Origin of the sequence: Streptomyces sp. CB02056, from assembly GCF_001905545.1 — a bacterium.
Taxonomy (GTDB): domain Bacteria; phylum Actinomycetota; class Actinomycetes; order Streptomycetales; family Streptomycetaceae; genus Kitasatospora.
In genome coordinates, this window is record NZ_LIPD01000025.1 from 48,678 (window position 1) to 65,530 (window position 16,853).

Annotated in this window: 14 protein-coding genes; 8 read left to right on the forward strand and 6 right to left on the reverse strand. The window is 74.1% G+C overall.

The features are described from left to right. Positions 1-391: 391 nt before the first annotated feature. Positions 392-1,162, reverse strand: a complete 771-nt coding sequence (locus tag AMK13_RS39420; protein WP_074006363.1) for a glutamate racemase — start codon at positions 1,160-1,162, stop codon at positions 392-394. Between the two features lie 57 nt (positions 1,163-1,219). Here AMK13_RS39420 and AMK13_RS39425 point away from each other — a divergent pair, with 57 nt between their 5' ends. Further along, positions 1,220-2,368 carry a glycosyltransferase gene (locus AMK13_RS39425; protein ID WP_049658710.1) on the forward strand — a complete coding sequence of 383 codons (1,149 nt, stop codon included), beginning with the start codon at positions 1,220-1,222 and terminating at the stop codon, positions 2,366-2,368. A gap of 43 nt (positions 2,369-2,411) precedes the next feature. Continuing rightward, the gene (locus tag AMK13_RS39430; RefSeq protein WP_074006365.1) at positions 2,412-3,158 is read left to right on the forward strand and encodes an SAM-dependent methyltransferase; all 747 of its coding nucleotides are present in this window, start codon (positions 2,412-2,414) and stop codon (positions 3,156-3,158) included. A gap of 72 nt (positions 3,159-3,230) precedes the next feature. Here the strand turns inward: AMK13_RS39430 and AMK13_RS39435 are convergent, their stop codons facing one another. From AMK13_RS39435 to AMK13_RS39445, 3 genes are all read right to left on the reverse strand, one after another. Further along, on the reverse strand, positions 3,231-4,106 hold the full coding sequence (locus AMK13_RS39435; protein ID WP_074006366.1) for an alpha/beta fold hydrolase: 876 nt from the start codon (positions 4,104-4,106) through the stop codon (positions 3,231-3,233). A 117-nt stretch (positions 4,107-4,223) separates the two neighbouring features. Beyond that, on the reverse strand, positions 4,224-4,898 hold the full coding sequence (locus AMK13_RS39440; RefSeq protein ID WP_049658715.1) for a thiol:disulfide interchange protein DsbA/DsbL: 675 nt from the start codon (positions 4,896-4,898) through the stop codon (positions 4,224-4,226). Between the two features lie 173 nt (positions 4,899-5,071). Continuing rightward, positions 5,072-6,334, reverse strand: a complete 1,263-nt coding sequence (locus AMK13_RS39445; protein WP_079272928.1) for a glycosyltransferase family 4 protein — start codon at positions 6,332-6,334, stop codon at positions 5,072-5,074. Positions 6,335-6,813: 479 nt separating this feature from the next. On the opposite strand from AMK13_RS39445, the gene mscL reads away from it, so the two are divergent. The 5 genes from mscL (at position 6,814) to AMK13_RS39470 (ending at position 12,809) form a co-directional block, all read left to right on the forward strand. Beyond that, positions 6,814-7,260, forward strand: a complete 447-nt coding sequence (gene mscL, locus AMK13_RS39450) for a large conductance mechanosensitive channel protein MscL (protein WP_049650971.1) — start codon at positions 6,814-6,816, stop codon at positions 7,258-7,260. A 426-nt stretch (positions 7,261-7,686) separates the two neighbouring features. Continuing rightward, positions 7,687-8,466 (forward strand): DUF6643 family protein, encoded by a 780-nt coding sequence (locus AMK13_RS44370; RefSeq protein ID WP_074006368.1) that lies wholly within the window; start codon positions 7,687-7,689, stop codon positions 8,464-8,466. Between the two features lie 200 nt (positions 8,467-8,666). Next, positions 8,667-9,542: an MOSC domain-containing protein gene (locus AMK13_RS39460; protein WP_074006369.1), complete on the forward strand. Its 876-nt coding sequence runs from the start codon at positions 8,667-8,669 to the stop codon at positions 9,540-9,542. Between the two features lie 383 nt (positions 9,543-9,925). Next, positions 9,926-12,415 (forward strand): right-handed parallel beta-helix repeat-containing protein, encoded by a 2,490-nt coding sequence (locus AMK13_RS39465; protein ID WP_049650969.1) that lies wholly within the window; start codon positions 9,926-9,928, stop codon positions 12,413-12,415. Positions 12,416-12,494: 79 nt separating this feature from the next. Next, positions 12,495-12,809: a DUF6191 domain-containing protein gene (locus tag AMK13_RS39470; RefSeq protein WP_074006370.1), complete on the forward strand. Its 315-nt coding sequence runs from the start codon at positions 12,495-12,497 to the stop codon at positions 12,807-12,809. 102 nt (positions 12,810-12,911) lie between these two features. On the opposite strand, the gene AMK13_RS39475 is transcribed toward AMK13_RS39470, so the two are convergent. Then, positions 12,912-14,030: a PLP-dependent cysteine synthase family protein gene (locus tag AMK13_RS39475; RefSeq protein WP_074006371.1), complete on the reverse strand. Its 1,119-nt coding sequence runs from the start codon at positions 14,028-14,030 to the stop codon at positions 12,912-12,914. Between the two features lie 163 nt (positions 14,031-14,193). Beyond that, positions 14,194-15,474: an ROK family protein gene (locus AMK13_RS39480; RefSeq protein ID WP_079272930.1), complete on the reverse strand. Its 1,281-nt coding sequence runs from the start codon at positions 15,472-15,474 to the stop codon at positions 14,194-14,196. Between AMK13_RS39480 and AMK13_RS39485 the strand changes: the two genes are divergently transcribed. Then, positions 15,459-16,763, forward strand: a complete 1,305-nt coding sequence (locus AMK13_RS39485; RefSeq protein ID WP_079272934.1) for an MFS transporter — start codon at positions 15,459-15,461, stop codon at positions 16,761-16,763. The two genes, AMK13_RS39480 and AMK13_RS39485, sit on opposite strands and share 16 nt — an antisense overlap. Positions 16,764-16,853 lie beyond the last annotated feature (90 nt).

Genomic DNA, 16,853 nt, shown 5'->3' on the forward strand with positions numbered 1-16,853 from the left:
CGCTGCACGAAAAGTCGGGCCGGCCGACTTTCTGCGCGATTCGAAGCAGCGACTCCGCGAAAAGTCGGCCGGGCCGACTTCTCGCGCACCAGCAAGCCCAGGACCGGCAACCAACAGACTCCAGGAGCCGGGCTGCCCAGCCGTTGCATCCGGGCATGGCGCAGGAAGTCGACTGGGCCGACTTCCCATGCAAGCAGGCCGGGCATGGGCCCGCGTCCGGGGAGTCTATGCGCGTAGAGGCCAGGGCGATTGGCCGCTTGAGTCGGGGGTGGTGCCGCTCGAAGCGGTCGTTGCGCGAGAAGTCGGCTGGGTCGACTTCTGGTGCAACCGACCAGAAGGGCTTCAGGGAGCGGGCTGCGTGGGAAGTCGGCCGGGCCGACTTCCCACGCGGTCAGCCGATGAGGGTGGCGAGGGCGTTGCCCTGGGGGTAGAGGGCGGCGGCCGGGGGGAGGTGGGCGGGGATGCCGGCGTGGAGGACGGTGAGGGTCCCTGTGCCGGTGCGGGTGGGGTCGGCGACGCGGCGGATGGCCTGGGCGGCGACGGCGTCGGCCGAGCCGTGCAGGGTGAGCCCCGGGGCGGCGGTCGGGGCGACGGCGGCGCGGATGCGGTCGTCGACGAGTTCGTAGTGGGTGCAGCCGAGCACGATGGCGTCGGTGCCGGCCGGCGTCCGGGCGGCGGCGTCGGCGATGGCGGCCGTGACGGCTTCGTCGTCGCCGTGCTCGACCGCGTCCGCGAGGCCCGGGCAGGCGACCTCGGTGATGTCCGCCGAACCGCCGAAGTCGCGGATCAGCCCGCGCTGGTACGCGCTGCCGGTGGTGGCCGGGGTGGCCCAGATGGCGACCCGGCCACCCCGCACGGCGGCGGGCTTGATCGCCGGGACGGTGCCGACCACCGGCAGCCCGGGCTCCAGCTCGGCCCGCAGGGTGGCGAGCGCGTGGACGGAGGCGGTGTTGCAGGCGATCACCAGCGCGTCGGGTTCGAGCGCGGCGGCGGCCCGGCAGCAGCCGAGGGCCAGTTCGGTGACCTCTTCCGGCGTACGGGGCCCCCACGGCATCGAGGCCGGGTTGGAAGAGAGCACCAGATCCACGTCCGGGCGCTGCTTCCGAAGGGCGGCGGCGGCGGCCAGCAGGCCGATTCCGGAGTCCATCAGTGCGATCTTCACGGCTCAAGACTTTAGTCGATCCGCCCGTCGGGCCCGGTTCTGCGGCAGACTGCCGGGGTGACCGTCCTGCTGTGGATCGCCGCGTTCTCCCTGCTGGTCTGGCTCTGGCTGGCGTGCTGCCACGGCTCGTTCTGGCGCACCGACGTTCGGTTGCCGCCGCGTCGCCCGCCGGTCCGCTGGCCGCAGGTGGCGGTCGTGGTGCCGGCCCGGGACGAGGCCTCGGTGGTCCCGGTGAGCCTGCCGACGCTGCTGGCGCAGAAGTACCCGGGGCGGGCCCGGGTGATCCTGGTGGACGACCACAGTTCGGACGACACCGGCGCGCTGGCGGCGGAGCTGCGGACGATCGACGGGCTGGAGCTCACCGTCACCACCCCTCCCCCGCTGCCCCCGGGCTGGACCGGCAAGCTGTGGGCGCTGCGGCACGGCGTGGAGCTGGCCGGTCCGGACGCCGAGTACCTGCTGCTGACGGACGCCGACATCGCGCACGGCCCGGACTCGCTGGCCGAGCTGGTGGCCGCCGCCGAGAGCAACGGCCTGGACCTGGTGTCCCAGATGGCCCGGCTGCGGGTGGAGACCGGCTGGGAGCGGCTGATCGTGCCGGCCTTCGTGTACTTCTTCGCCCAGCTGTACCCGTTCCGCCGGAGCAACCGTCCGGGTGCCCGGACCGCGGCCGCGGCCGGCGGCTGTTCGTTGGTGCGGCGGGAGGCACTGGAGCGGGCAGGCGGGGTGGCGGCGATCCGCGGCGCGGTGATCGACGACGTGTCGCTGGCCCGGGCGGTGAAGTCGACCGGCGGCCGGACCTGGCTGGGTCTGGCCGACGACGTGGACAGCGTGCGTCCGTACCCGCGGCTGGAGCAGCTGTGGCGGATGGTGTCGCGCAGCGCGTACGCCCAGCTCAGGCATTCGCCGGCGCTGCTGCTCGGGACGGTGCTGGGGCTGGCGCTGGTGTACCTGGTGCCGCCGGTGGCGACGGTGGCCGGGCTGGTGGCGGGCGCGCCGGCGGTGGCCGCGGCGGGTGGGGCGGCGTGGGCGCTGATGGCGGGCACGTACCTGCCGATGGTCCGGTACTACGGGCAGCCGGCCGCGGCCGTGCTGCTGCTGCCGTTCACCGCGGGGCTGTACCTGCTGATGACGGTGGATTCGGCCGTACAGCACTGGCGCGGCCGGGGCTCGGCGTGGAAGGGGCGGACGTACTCCCGGGCCTGAGAAACCCGCTGCGCGCCGCACCGCCCCGATCCATACTGCTCGGATGGACCGTCAGCAGATCTCCCGCCTCGCCCATGCCCACCACCCGATCGCGGCCCCGCTGGCGGACGGCTCGGTGGCCCGGTTGCTGGACCGTGCCATGGCCGGGACGGAGCAGGGCCGGGCCCTGGACCTGGGCTGCGGCGAGGGCGCCTGGCTGCTCCGGGCGCTGGCCGCCGGCCCGGGCTGGCGGGCAGCGGGCGTGGACCTGGACGCGGCGGCGCTGACCCGGGCCCGGGAGTCCGCGGCCGCGCTGGGCGTGGCCCGCCGGATCGGCCTGCACCACCTGGACGCAAGGGAGTTCACCGCGGAGGAGCCCTTCGACCTGGTGCTGTGCGTCGGCGCCACCCACGCGTTCGGCGGCCTGCTGCCGACGCTCGCCGCGGCCCGCGAACTCCTGGCCCCGGGCGGCCGGTTGCTGGTCGGCGAGGGGTTCTGGCAGCGCGAGCCGTCCCGGGCGGCACTGGACGGACTGGGCGCGGCACGGGAGGACTTCGCGGATCTCGCGACGACCACCGAGCGGGTCCTCGCGGAGGGCTGGACGCCGGTGTTCGGGCTTGTCAGCACCGAACAGGAGTGGGACGAGTACGAGTTCGCCTGGACGGGCTCGCTGGCCGAGTGGGCGCTGGACCACCCGGAGCACCCTGACGCGGCGGCCGCCCGGGAGGCGGCGGACCGGCACCGCACCGGGTGGCTGCACGGCTACCGGGGGACGCTCGGCTTCGTCACCTACCTGCTGCGCCGCGACTGAAGCACGCCGAAGGGCTCTGAACACGCCCGAACCGCCTGAGCCTCCCGCCCCCGAACACCCCGCACCGGTCGGCTACTTCCCGATCCGCGCGAGGAAGTCGTCGATCAGCGGGGCGATTTCGGGCAGCTTCTCCTCCAGCGCGAAGTGCCCGGTGTCGAACAGGTGCAGCTCGGCCCCGGGCAGGTCGCGCAGATAGGCGCGCGCACCGGCCTCGGTGAAGAACGGGTCGCCCACTCCCCAGAGCACCAGCGTGGGCGGCTGGTCGGCGCGCAGCCAGGCCTGCCAGGCGGGGTAGAGCTCGACGTTGGAGAAGTAGTCGAGGGCGAGTTCGACCTGGATGTCCTTGCGGCCGGGCAGGTCGAGGAAGTGCTGGTCGAGCGTCCAGCCGTCGGGGGCGACCAGGCTCGGGTCACCGGTGCCGCCCTCGTACTGGCCGCGGGTGACGTCCGGGGTGAGGATCGAGCGGGCGGCCAGCTCCGCGCCCGGCACGCCGCGCCTGTTCGCGATGAACTCCCTTGCCTGGTCGGAGAGTCCCTCCTCGTAGGCGTTGCCGTTCTGGACCACCAGGCCGGTGATCCACTCCGGGTGCCGGGTGGCCAGGCGCAGGCCGACGGGGGCGCCGAAGTCGAAGACGTACAGCGCGAAGCGGTCCAGGCCGAGGGCGAGGCAGAAGCCCTCGATCACGTCGGCGAGGGCGTCGAAGCGGTACGTGAAGGCGTCGGGCGCGGGGCTGTCGCTGTGGCCGAAGCCCGGGTAGTCGGGGGCTATCAGGCGGTAGCGGGTGCCGAGCGCGTCGAGCAGCCGGGCGTACTGGTGGGAGGAGGACGGGAAGCCGTGCAGCAGCAGGAGCACGGGGGCGTCGAGCGGGCCGGTTTCGCGGTAGAAGACGCGCAGGCCGTCGACGTCGACGTGGCGGTGGTGGACGTGAGGGATCATCAGCTCGCTCATGCTAACCATTAAACAGCATGTAAATGGTTAGGCAAGGTGCTGTTCGGACAAGACGCCTGCCGGGCAGGGCACATGAGCGAGCTGATCCGCTGTCACCGCGAGGGCCGGAGCACCGGCTCAGTGACCCCGCGCCTGCTCCTGCTGCACCAGGTGGTCGAGCACCTCGGGCATCGCCTCGACCCCGCCGGCCTGGGTCGGCGAGGTGCGGTACTCACCCTGGACGACGACCGTCGGCAGCTCGTTGACGCCGTAGCGGGTGAAGTCGGCGGCGGCCTCCTCGACCGACCGCGTCACCTCGGCGGAGCGGTACGTCTCGCCGAACGCCTTGGCGTCGACGCCCTGCCGCGCGGCCCAGTCGGTGGCGGTGGCCTCGGTGGTGAGGTCGACCCGCTCGGTGTGCACGGCGCGGAAGACGCTGACCTGGAGGCGGTCGACCTGGCCGAGGCGCTCCAGCGTGTAGAAGATCCGGGCGTGGCTCCGTTGCGCGGCCTCGTCCGGACTGCCGGGCCAGACGGCCGGGATGCGGCGCAGCGCGACATCGGCGCGGTGCTTCTCCGCCCAGGCCTGCAGGGGCTGTTCGAGCGCCTGGGAGTGGCTGCAGTCGTACCAGAAGAACTCGACCGCCTCGGTCCGGACGCTCTCACGGACCGGCTGCGGATGGTCGAGCTTGACGAACTGGGCGCCCCCGAACGGGATTTGGTGGGTGATCGCGCCGGCCTGGACGGGGGACGCGGCAATCCCGACGGCGACGGCGAGCAGGACGGTGGACCGCAGCAGCGACTTCGATTTCACACCGGGCAGTGTGCTGGCGGCGGTTCGCTACCGGCCGGTTGCTGCGCACGGGCCGCGCCGGATTCGCCCGGACGGCGTAGCCGGGCCGGGCGTCGAGGACGGGCCGGCCGCCCGACGGGGTCGGCACGGCCACCCCGGTCGGCATGGCACCCCTGGCCCGCCAGGCCCCCCGGTCAGCGGGCGGCCTCCGGGCCCGCCGTCCATACCTCGGCGACCAGTTGCTGCCAGGCGTCCACGACGGCGCCCAGCTCGAAGTGCTCCAGCGCGTGCGCCCGGGCCGCCGCGCCGAGGCCCGCCCGGTTGACCGCGAGCACCTTGCCCAGCGCCTCGGCGAGGGCGAGCGGGTCCCCGGGGGCGACCAGCGCGCCGGTGGCACCGTCCCGGACCACCTCGCGCACCCAGCCGACGTCGGTGGCCACGGCGGGCACCCCGGCCAGCGCCGCCTCGATCAGCGCGCCGGGCACGCCCTCGCTGTCGCTGGTCAGCAGCAGCGCGTCGGCGGCGCGGTAGAGCGGGGCCGGGTCGGGCAGCGAGCCGAGGAAGTGGGCGCGGGCGGCGGCCGGGTGGCGGGCCAGCGACTCGCGCAGCGGTCCGTCTCCGGCGACGGCGAGCCGGACGTCGGGCAGCCGGTCGAGCACGTCGAGGGCCAGGTCGAGCCGCTTCTCCGGGGCTATCGCCCCGATCCAGGCGACCAGCAGCACGTCGGCCGGAAGGCCCAGCGCGTGCCGCGCGGCACGCCGGTCGTCCCGGCCGTCGGCAGGCGGGTAGCTCTCGGCGGCACGGGAGTTGGGGATCACGTGCACCTTCCCGTCGGGCAGCCGGAACTGTTCCTCCAGGACGACGCGCGCCTCGTCGGTGAGCGTGGTGACGGCGGCCGCGCGGTGCATCAGCGCGCCACCGCGCACCCGGCGCAACCGGTTGGCGGTCCAGTAGCGCGGGTGGCCGACCGAGACGTAGACGAAGGGCGTACGGGTCCCGGCCAGGGCGAGGGCGCAGGCGGCCAGGGTGTCCGAGCCGTGGGCGAGCACCACGTCGGCGGCGCGGGAGGCGGAGCGCAGCGCCCGCAGGGTGCTCGGGTGCAGCCGGCCGGGGCCCAGCACGGCGGCGGAGCGTAGCCCGGCGGCGGCGGAGCAGTCGACGGCGGACCGGCCGGCGGCCTCGGGGTCCGGGCTCGCGGACCCGGAGCCCGGACCTGCGGAATCGGGGCTCCGGCCTGCGGAACCGGGGCCGGTGGAGTCCCGGCCCGCCCCGCCGGGGCCGGAGGGGACGGCCGGGTGCGGGGCGAGGGCGCACAGCGCGGAGGCCTGCCCCCGACGGCCCAGTTCCCGGTGGAGGTCACGGGCGAAGTTCTGCGCGCCGCCCCGGCGTGAGTCGCTGATCAGGTGCAGGACACGCGGACGGTTTCCGGCCGGATCGGCCGACAAATGGTCGGGCATGGACCGACCTTGGCACAGTGCTCCGCCCGGTACATCCCCTTCGCGCAACCTGATGGTGGCCCATCCGCCCGCGCTTGTACACCGGATGTGCGCCACGGGGCCGCCGTCGTGCGCCGTACGCGACCGCCGTGCGCCCCGTCTCGCCCCCTGCCGCGCTCCGGTCCACCCTGTCGCGCCGGGTCGGCGCCGCCCCGGACCGGCGCGTGCCGGTGTCACATGCGGCGCCACACGCGGTGCCACAGGGGCGAGTTGGAGCGGTCGACCAACCGACTGGCTCGGCTGTTCGACCGGGGAAAGGCCGGTACGCGGAGCGTCCCCGCCCCGCAGGGCCCACGGACGCGGGGCGCCTCGACGGTTACCCGATTCGGGTGAACGCGGTTGGACCTCGGCCCGGCCCGCTCGGCAGGATGTCCGGCCTGGGGCGGCACCCGCCGTGCCGCCCCATCTCCCCCTCCCCCGTACGGATTTGGAGTCACCCGGTGTTCAAGGGATTCCGCAGCTTCCTGCTGCGCGGAAACGTGGTGGACCTCGCGGTCGGCATCGTGATCGGCGCTGCCTTCACCGCCGTCGTCACCGGGTTCGTCAGCGCCTTCCTCACCCCGCTGGTCGGCGTCGCGTCCGGCGCCGTCGGCGACTTCACCCAGAAGACCTTCGACGTGGCCGGCACCCGGTTCCCGTACGGCCTCTTCGTCAACGCCGTCATCGGCTTCGTCCTGACCGCCGCCGTCATCTACTTCGCCGTGGTGCTGCCGGTCGGCAAGCTCCAGTCCCGCTTCGAATCGGCCAAGCCCGCGCCGGCCGCGAAGGTGGACTGCCCGGAGTGCCTGAGCAGCATCCCGGCCGCCGCGACCCGGTGCTCCTTCTGCACCTCCGAGATCGGCAAGCCGGCCCTGCCCGCACAGGCCCAGGCCCTGCAGTCGCACTGAGCGCCGACACCCGGACCAGCGACGGGCCGCCGCCTGATCAGCGGCCGGCCATCGGGCCGACGGCCCAGGTCGCGGGCCTGAACCGGGCCCCGGAGAGCTGACGGGAATTTTATTCCCGAAACATTCACGAGCCCCCGTCGCCTGCTCGGCGGGGGCTCGAATGCGCCCGCGCACGCCCTGTCCGGGAAAAGTTTCTCCGCAGGGCCCCCGACCGTCCACCGGCCGGTCACCACAAGGCCTTCCGGGGCCTCCGTCCGGCCGCCGTTCGACCACTGACGGGGTGCCAAGGTTGTCCGGAACCGGTCGCCGGAATGTCCGTCTTTCCTACTTTCGAAACCTTTGTGCGAGCGAAGACTGTGTAAACACTCGAACTGCTCCCCCTCCCGCTCTCCTCAGCAGGCGCGTTGTGGGCTTACCGTATGCCCCATGACCTCGCCCCGCTCCTACGACGGAGTCGGCTACCCCTCTCCGTCCTACTCCTCCGGCACGCCGATCTACGACAGCCTCGTGGCTGAGCGCGGCGTCCCCCAGATCGCGCCCATCAACGTGCCGGCCGCCCTGCCGCCGGCGCTGTCGTCCGGTTACGGATCCGGCCTCGGCCCGTCCTACGAGAACCGGTACGCCAACGGGTACGAAAGCGCTGGCAGCAACCTCCCCGCGCTGCCGCCCGCCCGCCTCGCCCTGGGCCCCGGCCCGAGCAGCGGCCCCTCCGCCGGCCCCGCCACGGCGTACATCCCCGCGCAGCCCGCGCCGGCGTACGCCGCCCCCCAGCCTCCGGTCCCCGGCTACGGCGCCCCCCAGCCGTACCAGCGACCGCAGCCCGGCACCCCCGCCTTCAGCCAGACCGCCGGAGGCGGCTACCAGCCGACCGGCGGCCAGAGCTTCGGCGGCCAGAACACCTTCATCGGCGCCCAGGGCGGCCAGCAGACCTTCGGCGCGCAGCCGGCCGGCGGACCGGGCGGTTTCGGCCAGGGCCAGCCCGCCGCTCCGCAGGGCTTCGGCGGCCAGCAGTCGTTCGGCGGTCCGGCCGCCGGCGGCCCCGGCTTCCAGGGCCAGGGCGGCGACCAGTCCTTCGGCGGTGCCCAGCTGCGCCCGGCCATGGCGCCGGTCGCGCCGGTCCGCCCGACGCAGCCGCAGCGCCCGGGCCCGTACGGCGAGTCCGGCCAGTTCCAGGGCGGCTACCAGCAGCAGGGCCAGGGCTACTGAGCCGCTGACACCCCGAGGCCGTCCCCCCACGCGGCCCGCACCCGCACCACCTGAGCAGCACCCGGCGCCCCCCGTACGCCGGGCGAACGGAGAAACGGGTCATCCACGGACCGCCCGGAACGCCCCCCACGGCGTCCGGGCGGTCCGTGCGCATTAGGGGGCATTCCCGGCGAACCCCCGCAGGCTGGCAGGATGGAGGAATGCACCTCACCGGACTCCACGTCTACCCCGTCAAGTCGATGTACCGCCTGAGCCCGGACACCGCCGTGGTTCACCCCTGGGGTCTGGCCGGAGACCGTCGCTGGATGCTCGCCGACGCGAACGGACGCTTCGTCAGCCAGCGCGAGGACGCGGCCCTCGCACGGGTGCGGACCGGACTGCTGCCCGACGGCGTCCTCACCCTGACCACCCCCGACGGCTCCCGGATCGAGGTCCCCGCCCCCGCCGTCGCGGCCGGCGACCCGCTCGCCGACGTCGAGGTCTGGGGAACGCGCTTCCGTGCCGCGGAGGCCGACAAGGAGACGCACCGGTGGATCGCCGAACACCTCGGCGACTACCGCCTGGTGCACCTTGACGACCCGCGCGCCCGGCCGGTCGACCCCGAGTACAGCGCGCCCGGCGACAGCGTCTCGATGGCCGACGGCTATCCGCTGCTGCTCACCACCACCGCCTCGCTGGACCGCCTCAACGAGCTGATCGCCGCCGAGAACCCGGACGGCCACGAGACCCTGCCGATGGAGCGCTTCCGTCCGAGCGTGGTGATCGGCGGCACCGAACCGTGGGCCGAGGACACCTGGCGCCGGATCCGGATCGGCTCGGTCACCTTCAAGGTGGTCAAGCCGTGCGGCCGCTGCATGATCACCACCACCGACCAGGAGACCGGCGAGCGGCGCGGCAAGGAGCCGCTGCGCACCCTGGCCCGGCACCACCGGCTGCTGCGCAAGGCCGCGTTCGGGCAGAACCTGATCCCCGAGCGGCCGGCCGGCGTCGAGGGGGACGAGCTCGGCACGCTGCGGCTGGGCGACGAGCTCGAGGTGCTCGAGGACGGGGCGCACTGGCCCGCCGACGGGCGCTGAGCGCTCGGGCCGGTTCTCCGGGAGAGTGGGCCGCTCCCGCCGACCCTCCGCGCCGGCTGCCGACGGTCGAGTACTGACCACCGACCATCGGATGCCGACCGCCGACCGCCCGTGCCGGAGGGCGGGGCGCATCGGCCCGTGGACCGGCGCCGGGCACGCGCCGCACTCCGAAACCGGCGCGCCCGGACGGAACCACCGCTGTGCGCGCTCGTTGAAACAAGTGGTCGGAACCTGTGGCGGCGCTGAGCGCTACCGGTGTCCGCGCGACCGCGGGCGGCCGGACCACCCACGTGGGCGCGCTACGGTGGGCGGACGGCCCGCGCACCCCCGCGCGTTCGGCCCGTTGATCGCCGGCTCGACGAAGGTGGGGACGACAGACCGTCATGGCTGAGCACAGGGTCCGGGTCACCCAGGACAGCGCATCCCGCTGGCGTCGCCGCGCGGGCGAGTACGACACGCTCGCGGAGGCCCTGGCCGCCGCCGAACCGGGCGACACGGTGACCGTCCGCCCGGGCACCTTCCGGGAGAACGTGCTGCTGGACAAGCCGGTGACGATCGTCCCGGCCCAGGGCCCGGGGACGGTCCGGATCGACCCGCCCTCCGGGGTGGCGCTCACCGTGACCGCCGCCGCCACCGTGCGCGACCTGGTGGTCGAGGGCGGCGACAGCACCACCCCGGCCGTGCTGGTCACCGGGCCGGAGGCGACCCCCTCCTTCAGCGGCTGCCGGGTGGAGACCCGCTCGGCCACCGGCATCGAGGTCACCGGCGGCGCCCGGCCGACCCTGCGCGGCTGCGTGGTCACCAACCCGGGCGGGCTCGGGCTGCGGCTGCGCGGCCCGGACACCGCCGCCGCCTTCGAGGACTGCGAGGTCGCCGCCGCCGGCCAGGCCGGACTGGCCGTCCTCGGCGGCGCCACCGCGGCCCTGGACCGCTGCCGCGTCCACCACGCCTCCGGCGCCGGCGTCCTGCTCTCCGACCCCGGCAGCGCCGCCGAACTGACCGGCTGCGAGATCTACGAGATCCGCGGCAGCGGCGTGCAGGCCGAGGCGCAGGCGGGCGGGCGGCTGGTCGACTGCGAGATCCACCGGGTCACCGGCAACGGTCTCACCCTGGACGGCGAGGCCGAACTGGTGCTCACCGGCTGCCGGGTGCACGACCTGCCCGAGAACGGCGCCGACCTGCGCGGACGCGCCCGGCTGAGCCTCGCCAACAGCACCGTCCGGGACTTCGGGCGCGGGGCGCTGTCGGTCTGGGACCAAGGCACCGAGGCGGTCGCCGAGTCCTGCGAGATCCACGGCTCGACCGGCGAGTACCCGGCGCTCTGGGTCAGCGACGGCGCCCGGCTGACCCTCACCGACTGCTCGCTGCACGACCTGCCGGACGCCCTGTTCGTCCTCGACCGGGACTCCGCCGCCACCGCCGAGGGCTGCTCGTTCAGCCGGATCCGCAGCTCGGCGGTCTCGGTCAGCGGCGGGGCCACCGTCTCCCTGGCCTCCTGCCGGGTGCAGGAGGCGGGCACCGGGCTCTGGTTCCGCGACCACGGCAGCGGCGGACTGCTCACCGACTGCGAGATCTCCGACGTGGCCACCGGCGTGATCGTCACCAAGGGCGCCGACCCGGTGCTGCGCGCCTGCACCGTACGGGCCAGCACGGACGCCGGGGTGTACGTCTCGGCCCAGGGGCGGGGCACCTTCGAGGACTGCCGGGTCTCGCAGGGCAAGGGCTTCGGCTTCCACATCATCGACGGCTGCCGGACCCAGCTCACCCGTTGCCGGGCGGAGCACAACCAGCGGGCCGGGTTCGAGTTCTCCGAGCCGGGGCCGGTCACCGAGGGGTGCATCTCGGACGACGTCGGGGCGGCTCCGGTGCCGTCCGCTCCCGCCCCGCCCGGCGGCGGGGCGGGGCCGGGATCCGCGGGTGGGCGCGGTCCGGGGCTGGGGTCGTCGTACGGGTCCACCGACGTGCCCGCGCCGCGGACCGCCCAACTGACCACGGTGGCCCCACTGTTGGCGTCGGCCGCGGCCGGTTCGGCCGCGATCTCGCCGATCCCGGACTGCCGGCCGGCCGAGGAGGCGCTCGCCGAACTGGACTCGCTCGTCGGACTGGCCACGGTGAAGCAGGAGGTGCGCACACTGATCGACCTGATCTCGGTCGGCCGGCGCCGCCGCCAGGCCGGGCTCAAGGCCCCCTCGCTGCGCCGCCACCTGGTCTTCACCGGCGCACCCGGCACCGGCAAGACCACCGTCGCCCGGCTGTACGGCGAGATCCTCGCCTCGCTCGGGGTGCTCCAGCGCGGACACCTGGTCGAGGTGGCACGGGTGGACCTGGTCGGCGAACACATCGGCTCCACCGCGATCCGCACCGCGGCCGCCTTCGACCGGGCGCGCGGCGGGGTGCTCTTCATCGACGAGGCGTACGCGCTCGCACCCGAGGACGGGGCGCGGGACTTCGGGCGCGAGGCGATCGACACCCTGGTCAAGCTGATGGAGGACCACCGCGACGAGGTGGTCGTCATCGTGGCCGGCTACACCGCCGAGATGGAGCGCTTCCTCTCCGCCAACCCCGGTGTCTCCTCCCGTTTCTCACGCACCATCGGCTTCCCCGACTACACGGCGGACGAGCTGCTGGAGATCGCCCGGTCGCAGTGCGCCGAGCACGAGTACGCGCTCTCCGAGGAGACGGAGGAGGCGCTGCTGGAACACTTCGGCGGGATGGAGCGCGGCCCCAACTTCGGCAACGGGCGCACCGCGCGACAGGTCTTCGAGACCATGGTCGAGCGGCACGCGGTACGGATCGCCCACCTCGCGGACCCGTCCACGGAGGAACTCCAGCTGCTCGTCCCGGCCGACCTGCCCACGGCGCCGCTGCCGTAGGGCCCAGTGCGGTAGGGCCGGCGACCGGGGAACTCGTCGCCGGGGAACTCGTCGGCCGCGCCGGGCCGTTGAGGCGGGCATGGGTGTGCTGTTGACGGGCGCGGCGGGCGGGTTGCTGCTGCCGGCCGGACTGGTCGTGGTGTTCTTCCTCGGTGCGGTGGCGCGGCGGCTGCGCGCCCGGCCGGCGGTGGGACCCGACGGCGGGCGCGGCGCGGGTGCGACCGCGACGGAGGAGCTGCACGCGCTGCTCTACCCGAGCAAGCGGGTGCAGCTGGAGCAGCGACGGGTCGAGCTGGTGCTGCGGGACGACGAGCACGACGGCGCGCCGAAGCGGACGGGGATCGACCTTGCGGGCGGTCGGGCAGTGATCCGGCGGGTAGCGGGCACCGGCTGACGGCTGACGGCTGACGGCTGACGACGAACAGGCAACAGCGAACAGACGACAGCTGACAGAGTTTGAAATCTGTCAGCTGTCACCCGTCCGCCGGCCGGCGCGTCAGCCCGTCCAGGCGCCGCCGGCCAGGAAGGACTCCAGGGCCGCCCGGTAGGGCGCGATGTCGATCCGCTCGCCCGCCAGCCAGTCGTCCGAGTAGTACTTGTCCAGGTAGCGGTCCCCCGGGTCGCAGATCAGGCCGACCACGCTGCCCGTCCGCCCGGCCGCCCGCATCTCGGCGACGATCCGCAGCGCGCTCCACAGGCCCGTCCCGGTGGAGGCCCCCGCCTTCTTGCCGAGCACCTGCTCCAACACCCGGACGGCGGCGATCGACGCGGCGTCCGGCACCTTCATCATCCGGTCGATCGCCCCGGGGACGAAGCTCGGCTCCATCCGCGGCCGTCCGATGCCCTCGATCCGCGAGCCGCTCTCGCAGACGGCCTCCGGATCGTGGCGCACCCAGCCGTCGAAGAAGCAGGAGTTCTCCGGGTCCGCGACGCAGATCCGGGTGTCGTACTGCATGTAGTGCACGAACCGGGCGATGGTCGCCGAGGTGCCGCCGGTCCCGGCGGTGGCCACGATCCAGGCCGGCTCGGGGTGCGGCTCCAGGCGCAGCTGGGCGAAGACCGACTCGGCGATGTTGTTGTTGCCGCGCCAGTCGGTGGCCCGCTCGGCGTAGGTGAACTGGTCCATGTAGTGCCCGTCGGTCTCCTCGGCGAGCCGGGCGGAGGCCTCGTACACCTCGTCCGAACGCTCGACCAGGTGACACTCGCCGCCGTGGAACTGGATCAGGTCGATCTTGGACTGGCTGGTGCTCTTGGCCATCACGGCGATGAACGGCACGCCGACGAGCTGGGCGAAGTACGCCTCGGAGACGGCGGTGGAGCCGCTGGAGGCCTCGATCACCGGCTTGCCGGGCCGGATCCAACCGTTGCAGAGCCCGTAGAGGAAGAGCGAGCGGGCCAGGCGGTGCTTGAGCGAGCCGGTCGGGTGGGTGGACTCGTCCTTGAGGTAGAGGTCGATCCCCCACTCCGCGGGCAGCGGGAAGCGCAGCAGATGGGTGTCGGCGGAGCGGTTGGCGTCGGCCTGGACCTTGCGCACCGCCTCCTTGAGCCAGGCGCGGTACTCCGGGTCGGAGCGGTCGACGTCGGCGGTCGGCTCGATGCCGGACTGGGTGCTCATGGTCGCTGTCTCCCTCGTGGTGGCCCCCCGATGCTCACTACGAGTGTATGAGAGTCACGATAAGTGACCGTTTTCGAAGAGCCAGCTTCCGCTTATCGCCGTCAGGACAGATCTGGTCACCGTCGGGGGCGGAACTCATCGACCAGGGCAGACCCGATCGCCGTCAGGGCAGCACCGGCACCGACTGCGGGTCCGCCAGGTACGGCCCCCAGCCCAGCTCGGCCGCGCCCGCGAGCGCGCCGTGCGCCAGCTCCGCGCCGACGATCGGCACCCGGCCGCTGCGCCCCCACAGGCTGCGCTCAGCGACCACCGACCGCAGCCGGTCGGGCGCGGCCTCCAGCAGGTGGAGGTGCAGCCCGCTGAGGACCACCCGGTCGGGGTTGAGGATGTTGGCGACGCCCGCCAGGCCGAGTCCGAGCCGGTCGATGACATGCTCCACCGCCGCCCGCGCCCGGTCGTCCGTCGCGGCGGCCCGGCACAGCTCGCGCGCCTGGTCGAGCAGCGGGCGTCCCGGTTCCGGGGTGAGCCCGGCGGCGGTGAACAGCGCGTCGGGGTCGGTCTCGGAGTTCAAGCAGCCCCGGTTGCCGCACATGCAGGGCCGTCCCTGCGGGTCGACGGTGAGGTGGCCGACCTCCAGGGCGAGGCCGGCGCTGCCGGTGTGCAGGTGTCCGTCGATGACCAGCGCGCCACCGACGCCGCGGTGGCCGGAGGTGACGAAGAGCAGGTGGCGGGCGCCGCGGCCGGCGCCGTGCCGGTACTCGGCGAGCGCGGCCAGGTTGGCGTCGTTGGCGATCGCGGTGGGCAGCGGGCGCAGCGCCTTCGGGCCGTGGTCGGCGCGTCCGACCTCGACGTCGTACAGGTCGGCGACCGGGGTGCCGCTGGGCCAGGCGAAGTGCAGCGCGGCGAGAGCGGTGCCGTCCGGCTCGGTGACCGGGTTGGGCAGCGCGAGCGCGGCGCCCAGACAGCGGCGGTCGGTCGCGCGGGCGAGTTCGGCACCGGCCACGGCGACGGCGCGCAGCATCCGGACCGGGTCGGTGGCGGCGGGCAGCGGCAGGTGGACGGGCGGGTCGAGCAGTCCGCCGAGGCCGGCCAGGGTGACGCTCAGTCCGTCGGCGTGGATCTGCCCGGCGACCACGACCGGGCCGTTCGGGTCGATCGCGAGCCGGTGCGACGGGCGGCCGCGACCGCCGCCGGCCGGGCGCGAGTCGACGGTGATCAGGCCGAGCGCCTCGAGTTCGGCGGTGACCGCGCCGGCGGTGGCCCGGGTGACGTCCAGCGCGCGGGTGAGCGCCGAGCGGGTCGGCGTCTGGCCGGTGTGGATCAGGGAGAGCGCTGGGCCGAGCAGCGTCCGGCCCCGGTCGGGAGCCGCGCGGCGGTGGTTGTCGCGCTGCGCGTCGGAGTCGTTCCCGGTACCGGGCCTCGGGCTTGATGGTGAGAGCTGCACGCCCCTATTGTGACTTTGTGTCGCTTCGAAACAAAATCGGTTCACGCACCCGGCCCGATCGCCCCTCCTCCCAGTCTCGCAGCACACCCCCGGTGACGGACAGCCCCTGGGGTCCTGCACGCATCGCCCTCACCGCGTTCTTCGCCGTCGACGGCTTCCTCTTCGCCTCCTGGGTCGTCCGCATCCCGGACATCCGCAGTCAGGTCAGCGCCTCGCACAGCGCCCTCGGGCTCGCCCTGCTCTGCCTGTCCATCGGCGCCGTCCTCACCATGCCCGTGATCGGCCGGCTCTGCCTGCGGTACGGCTCCCGGCCGGTGACCGTCGGCTCGCTCGCCCTGCTCAGCCTCGCCGTGCTGCTGCCCGCGCACGCCCACTCGGTCACCGCGCTCGGCGGGGTGCTGCTGCTGTTCGGCGCGGGGTACGGCGGGGCCAACGTCGCGATGAACAGCGCCGCCGTCGACCTGGTCGCGCAGCTGCGGCGGCCCGTGATGCCCAGCTTCCACGCCGGGTACAGCTTCGGCGGGCTGGTCGGCACCGGCGTCAGCGGACTGCTCGCCGGCCCGCTGAGCACCGCGTGGGCACTCGCGCTCAGCGCGGCGCTGGGCATGGCCGTCACCGTCGGCGCGGGCGTCGTCCTGCTGCGCAGCCCGGCGGCGGCAGCGGTCGCACCCAGCCATACGGGCCGTACGGCGGAACCGTCCGGGACCGCGCGGCCGGACGCGGGCTCGACCCGCCCCCGTACCCGCCTGCTCGTCCTGCTGCTCGGCCTCACCGCGCTCTGCACCGCGTACGGCGAGGGCGCGATCGCCGACTGGGCCACGCTCCACCTCACCGACGACGTCCAGGCGAGTTCCGTGGTGGCCGCCACCGGCTACGGCGCGTACGCGTTCGCGATGGCCGGTGGGCGGGTCGGCGGCACCTGGCTGTCCATCAGGCTCGGCCAGACCCGGCTGATGCTGTTCGGCGGGCTGACGGCGGCGGTCGGCATGCTGGTCGCCGCCCTGGCGCCGGTGGTGCCGGTGGCGATCTGCGGGTTCGTGCTGGTCGGCCTCGGCCTGGCCAACCTCTTCCCGCTCGCCATCGCCCGGGCCGGTGCGGCGGGCGGGCCGCAGGGCGTCGCGTTCGCCTCCTCGCTCGGCTACGGGGGGATGCTGATCGGCCCGGTGGTGATCGGCTTCCTCGCCGACGCGGCCGGACTGCCGCTGGCTCTCACCACGGTCACGCTCGCGGCCACGGTGGCGGCGCTCCTGCCGCTGTCGGTCGGACGGCGGGTGACGGACGACCGGTGACGGTCGACAGGCAACGGATGACAGGGAACAGCGAACAGATGACAGCCGACAGATAACAGCTGACAGACACTGAAATCTGTTATCTGTCAC

Excerpts from the sequence above, each read along its gene's own strand:
- AMK13_RS39430 (WP_074006365.1), top strand. The coding sequence starts at position 2,412 with ATGGACCGTCAGCAGATCTCCCGCCTCGCCCATGCCCACCACCCGATC.
- AMK13_RS39435 (WP_074006366.1), bottom strand. The coding sequence starts at position 4,106 with ATGAGCGAGCTGATGATCCCTCACGTCCACCACCGCCACGTCGACGTC.
- AMK13_RS39445 (WP_079272928.1), bottom strand. The coding sequence starts at position 6,334 with ATGCCCGACCATTTGTCGGCCGATCCGGCCGGAAACCGTCCGCGTGTC.
- AMK13_RS44370 (WP_074006368.1), top strand. The coding sequence starts at position 7,687 with ATGACCTCGCCCCGCTCCTACGACGGAGTCGGCTACCCCTCTCCGTCC.
- AMK13_RS39460 (WP_074006369.1), top strand. The coding sequence starts at position 8,667 with ATGCACCTCACCGGACTCCACGTCTACCCCGTCAAGTCGATGTACCGC.
- AMK13_RS39465 (WP_049650969.1), top strand. The coding sequence starts at position 9,926 with ATGGCTGAGCACAGGGTCCGGGTCACCCAGGACAGCGCATCCCGCTGG.
- AMK13_RS39470 (WP_074006370.1), top strand. The coding sequence starts at position 12,495 with ATGGGTGTGCTGTTGACGGGCGCGGCGGGCGGGTTGCTGCTGCCGGCC.
- AMK13_RS39475 (WP_074006371.1), bottom strand. The coding sequence starts at position 14,030 with ATGAGCACCCAGTCCGGCATCGAGCCGACCGCCGACGTCGACCGCTCC.
- AMK13_RS39485 (WP_079272934.1), top strand. The coding sequence starts at position 15,459 with ATGGTGAGAGCTGCACGCCCCTATTGTGACTTTGTGTCGCTTCGAAAC.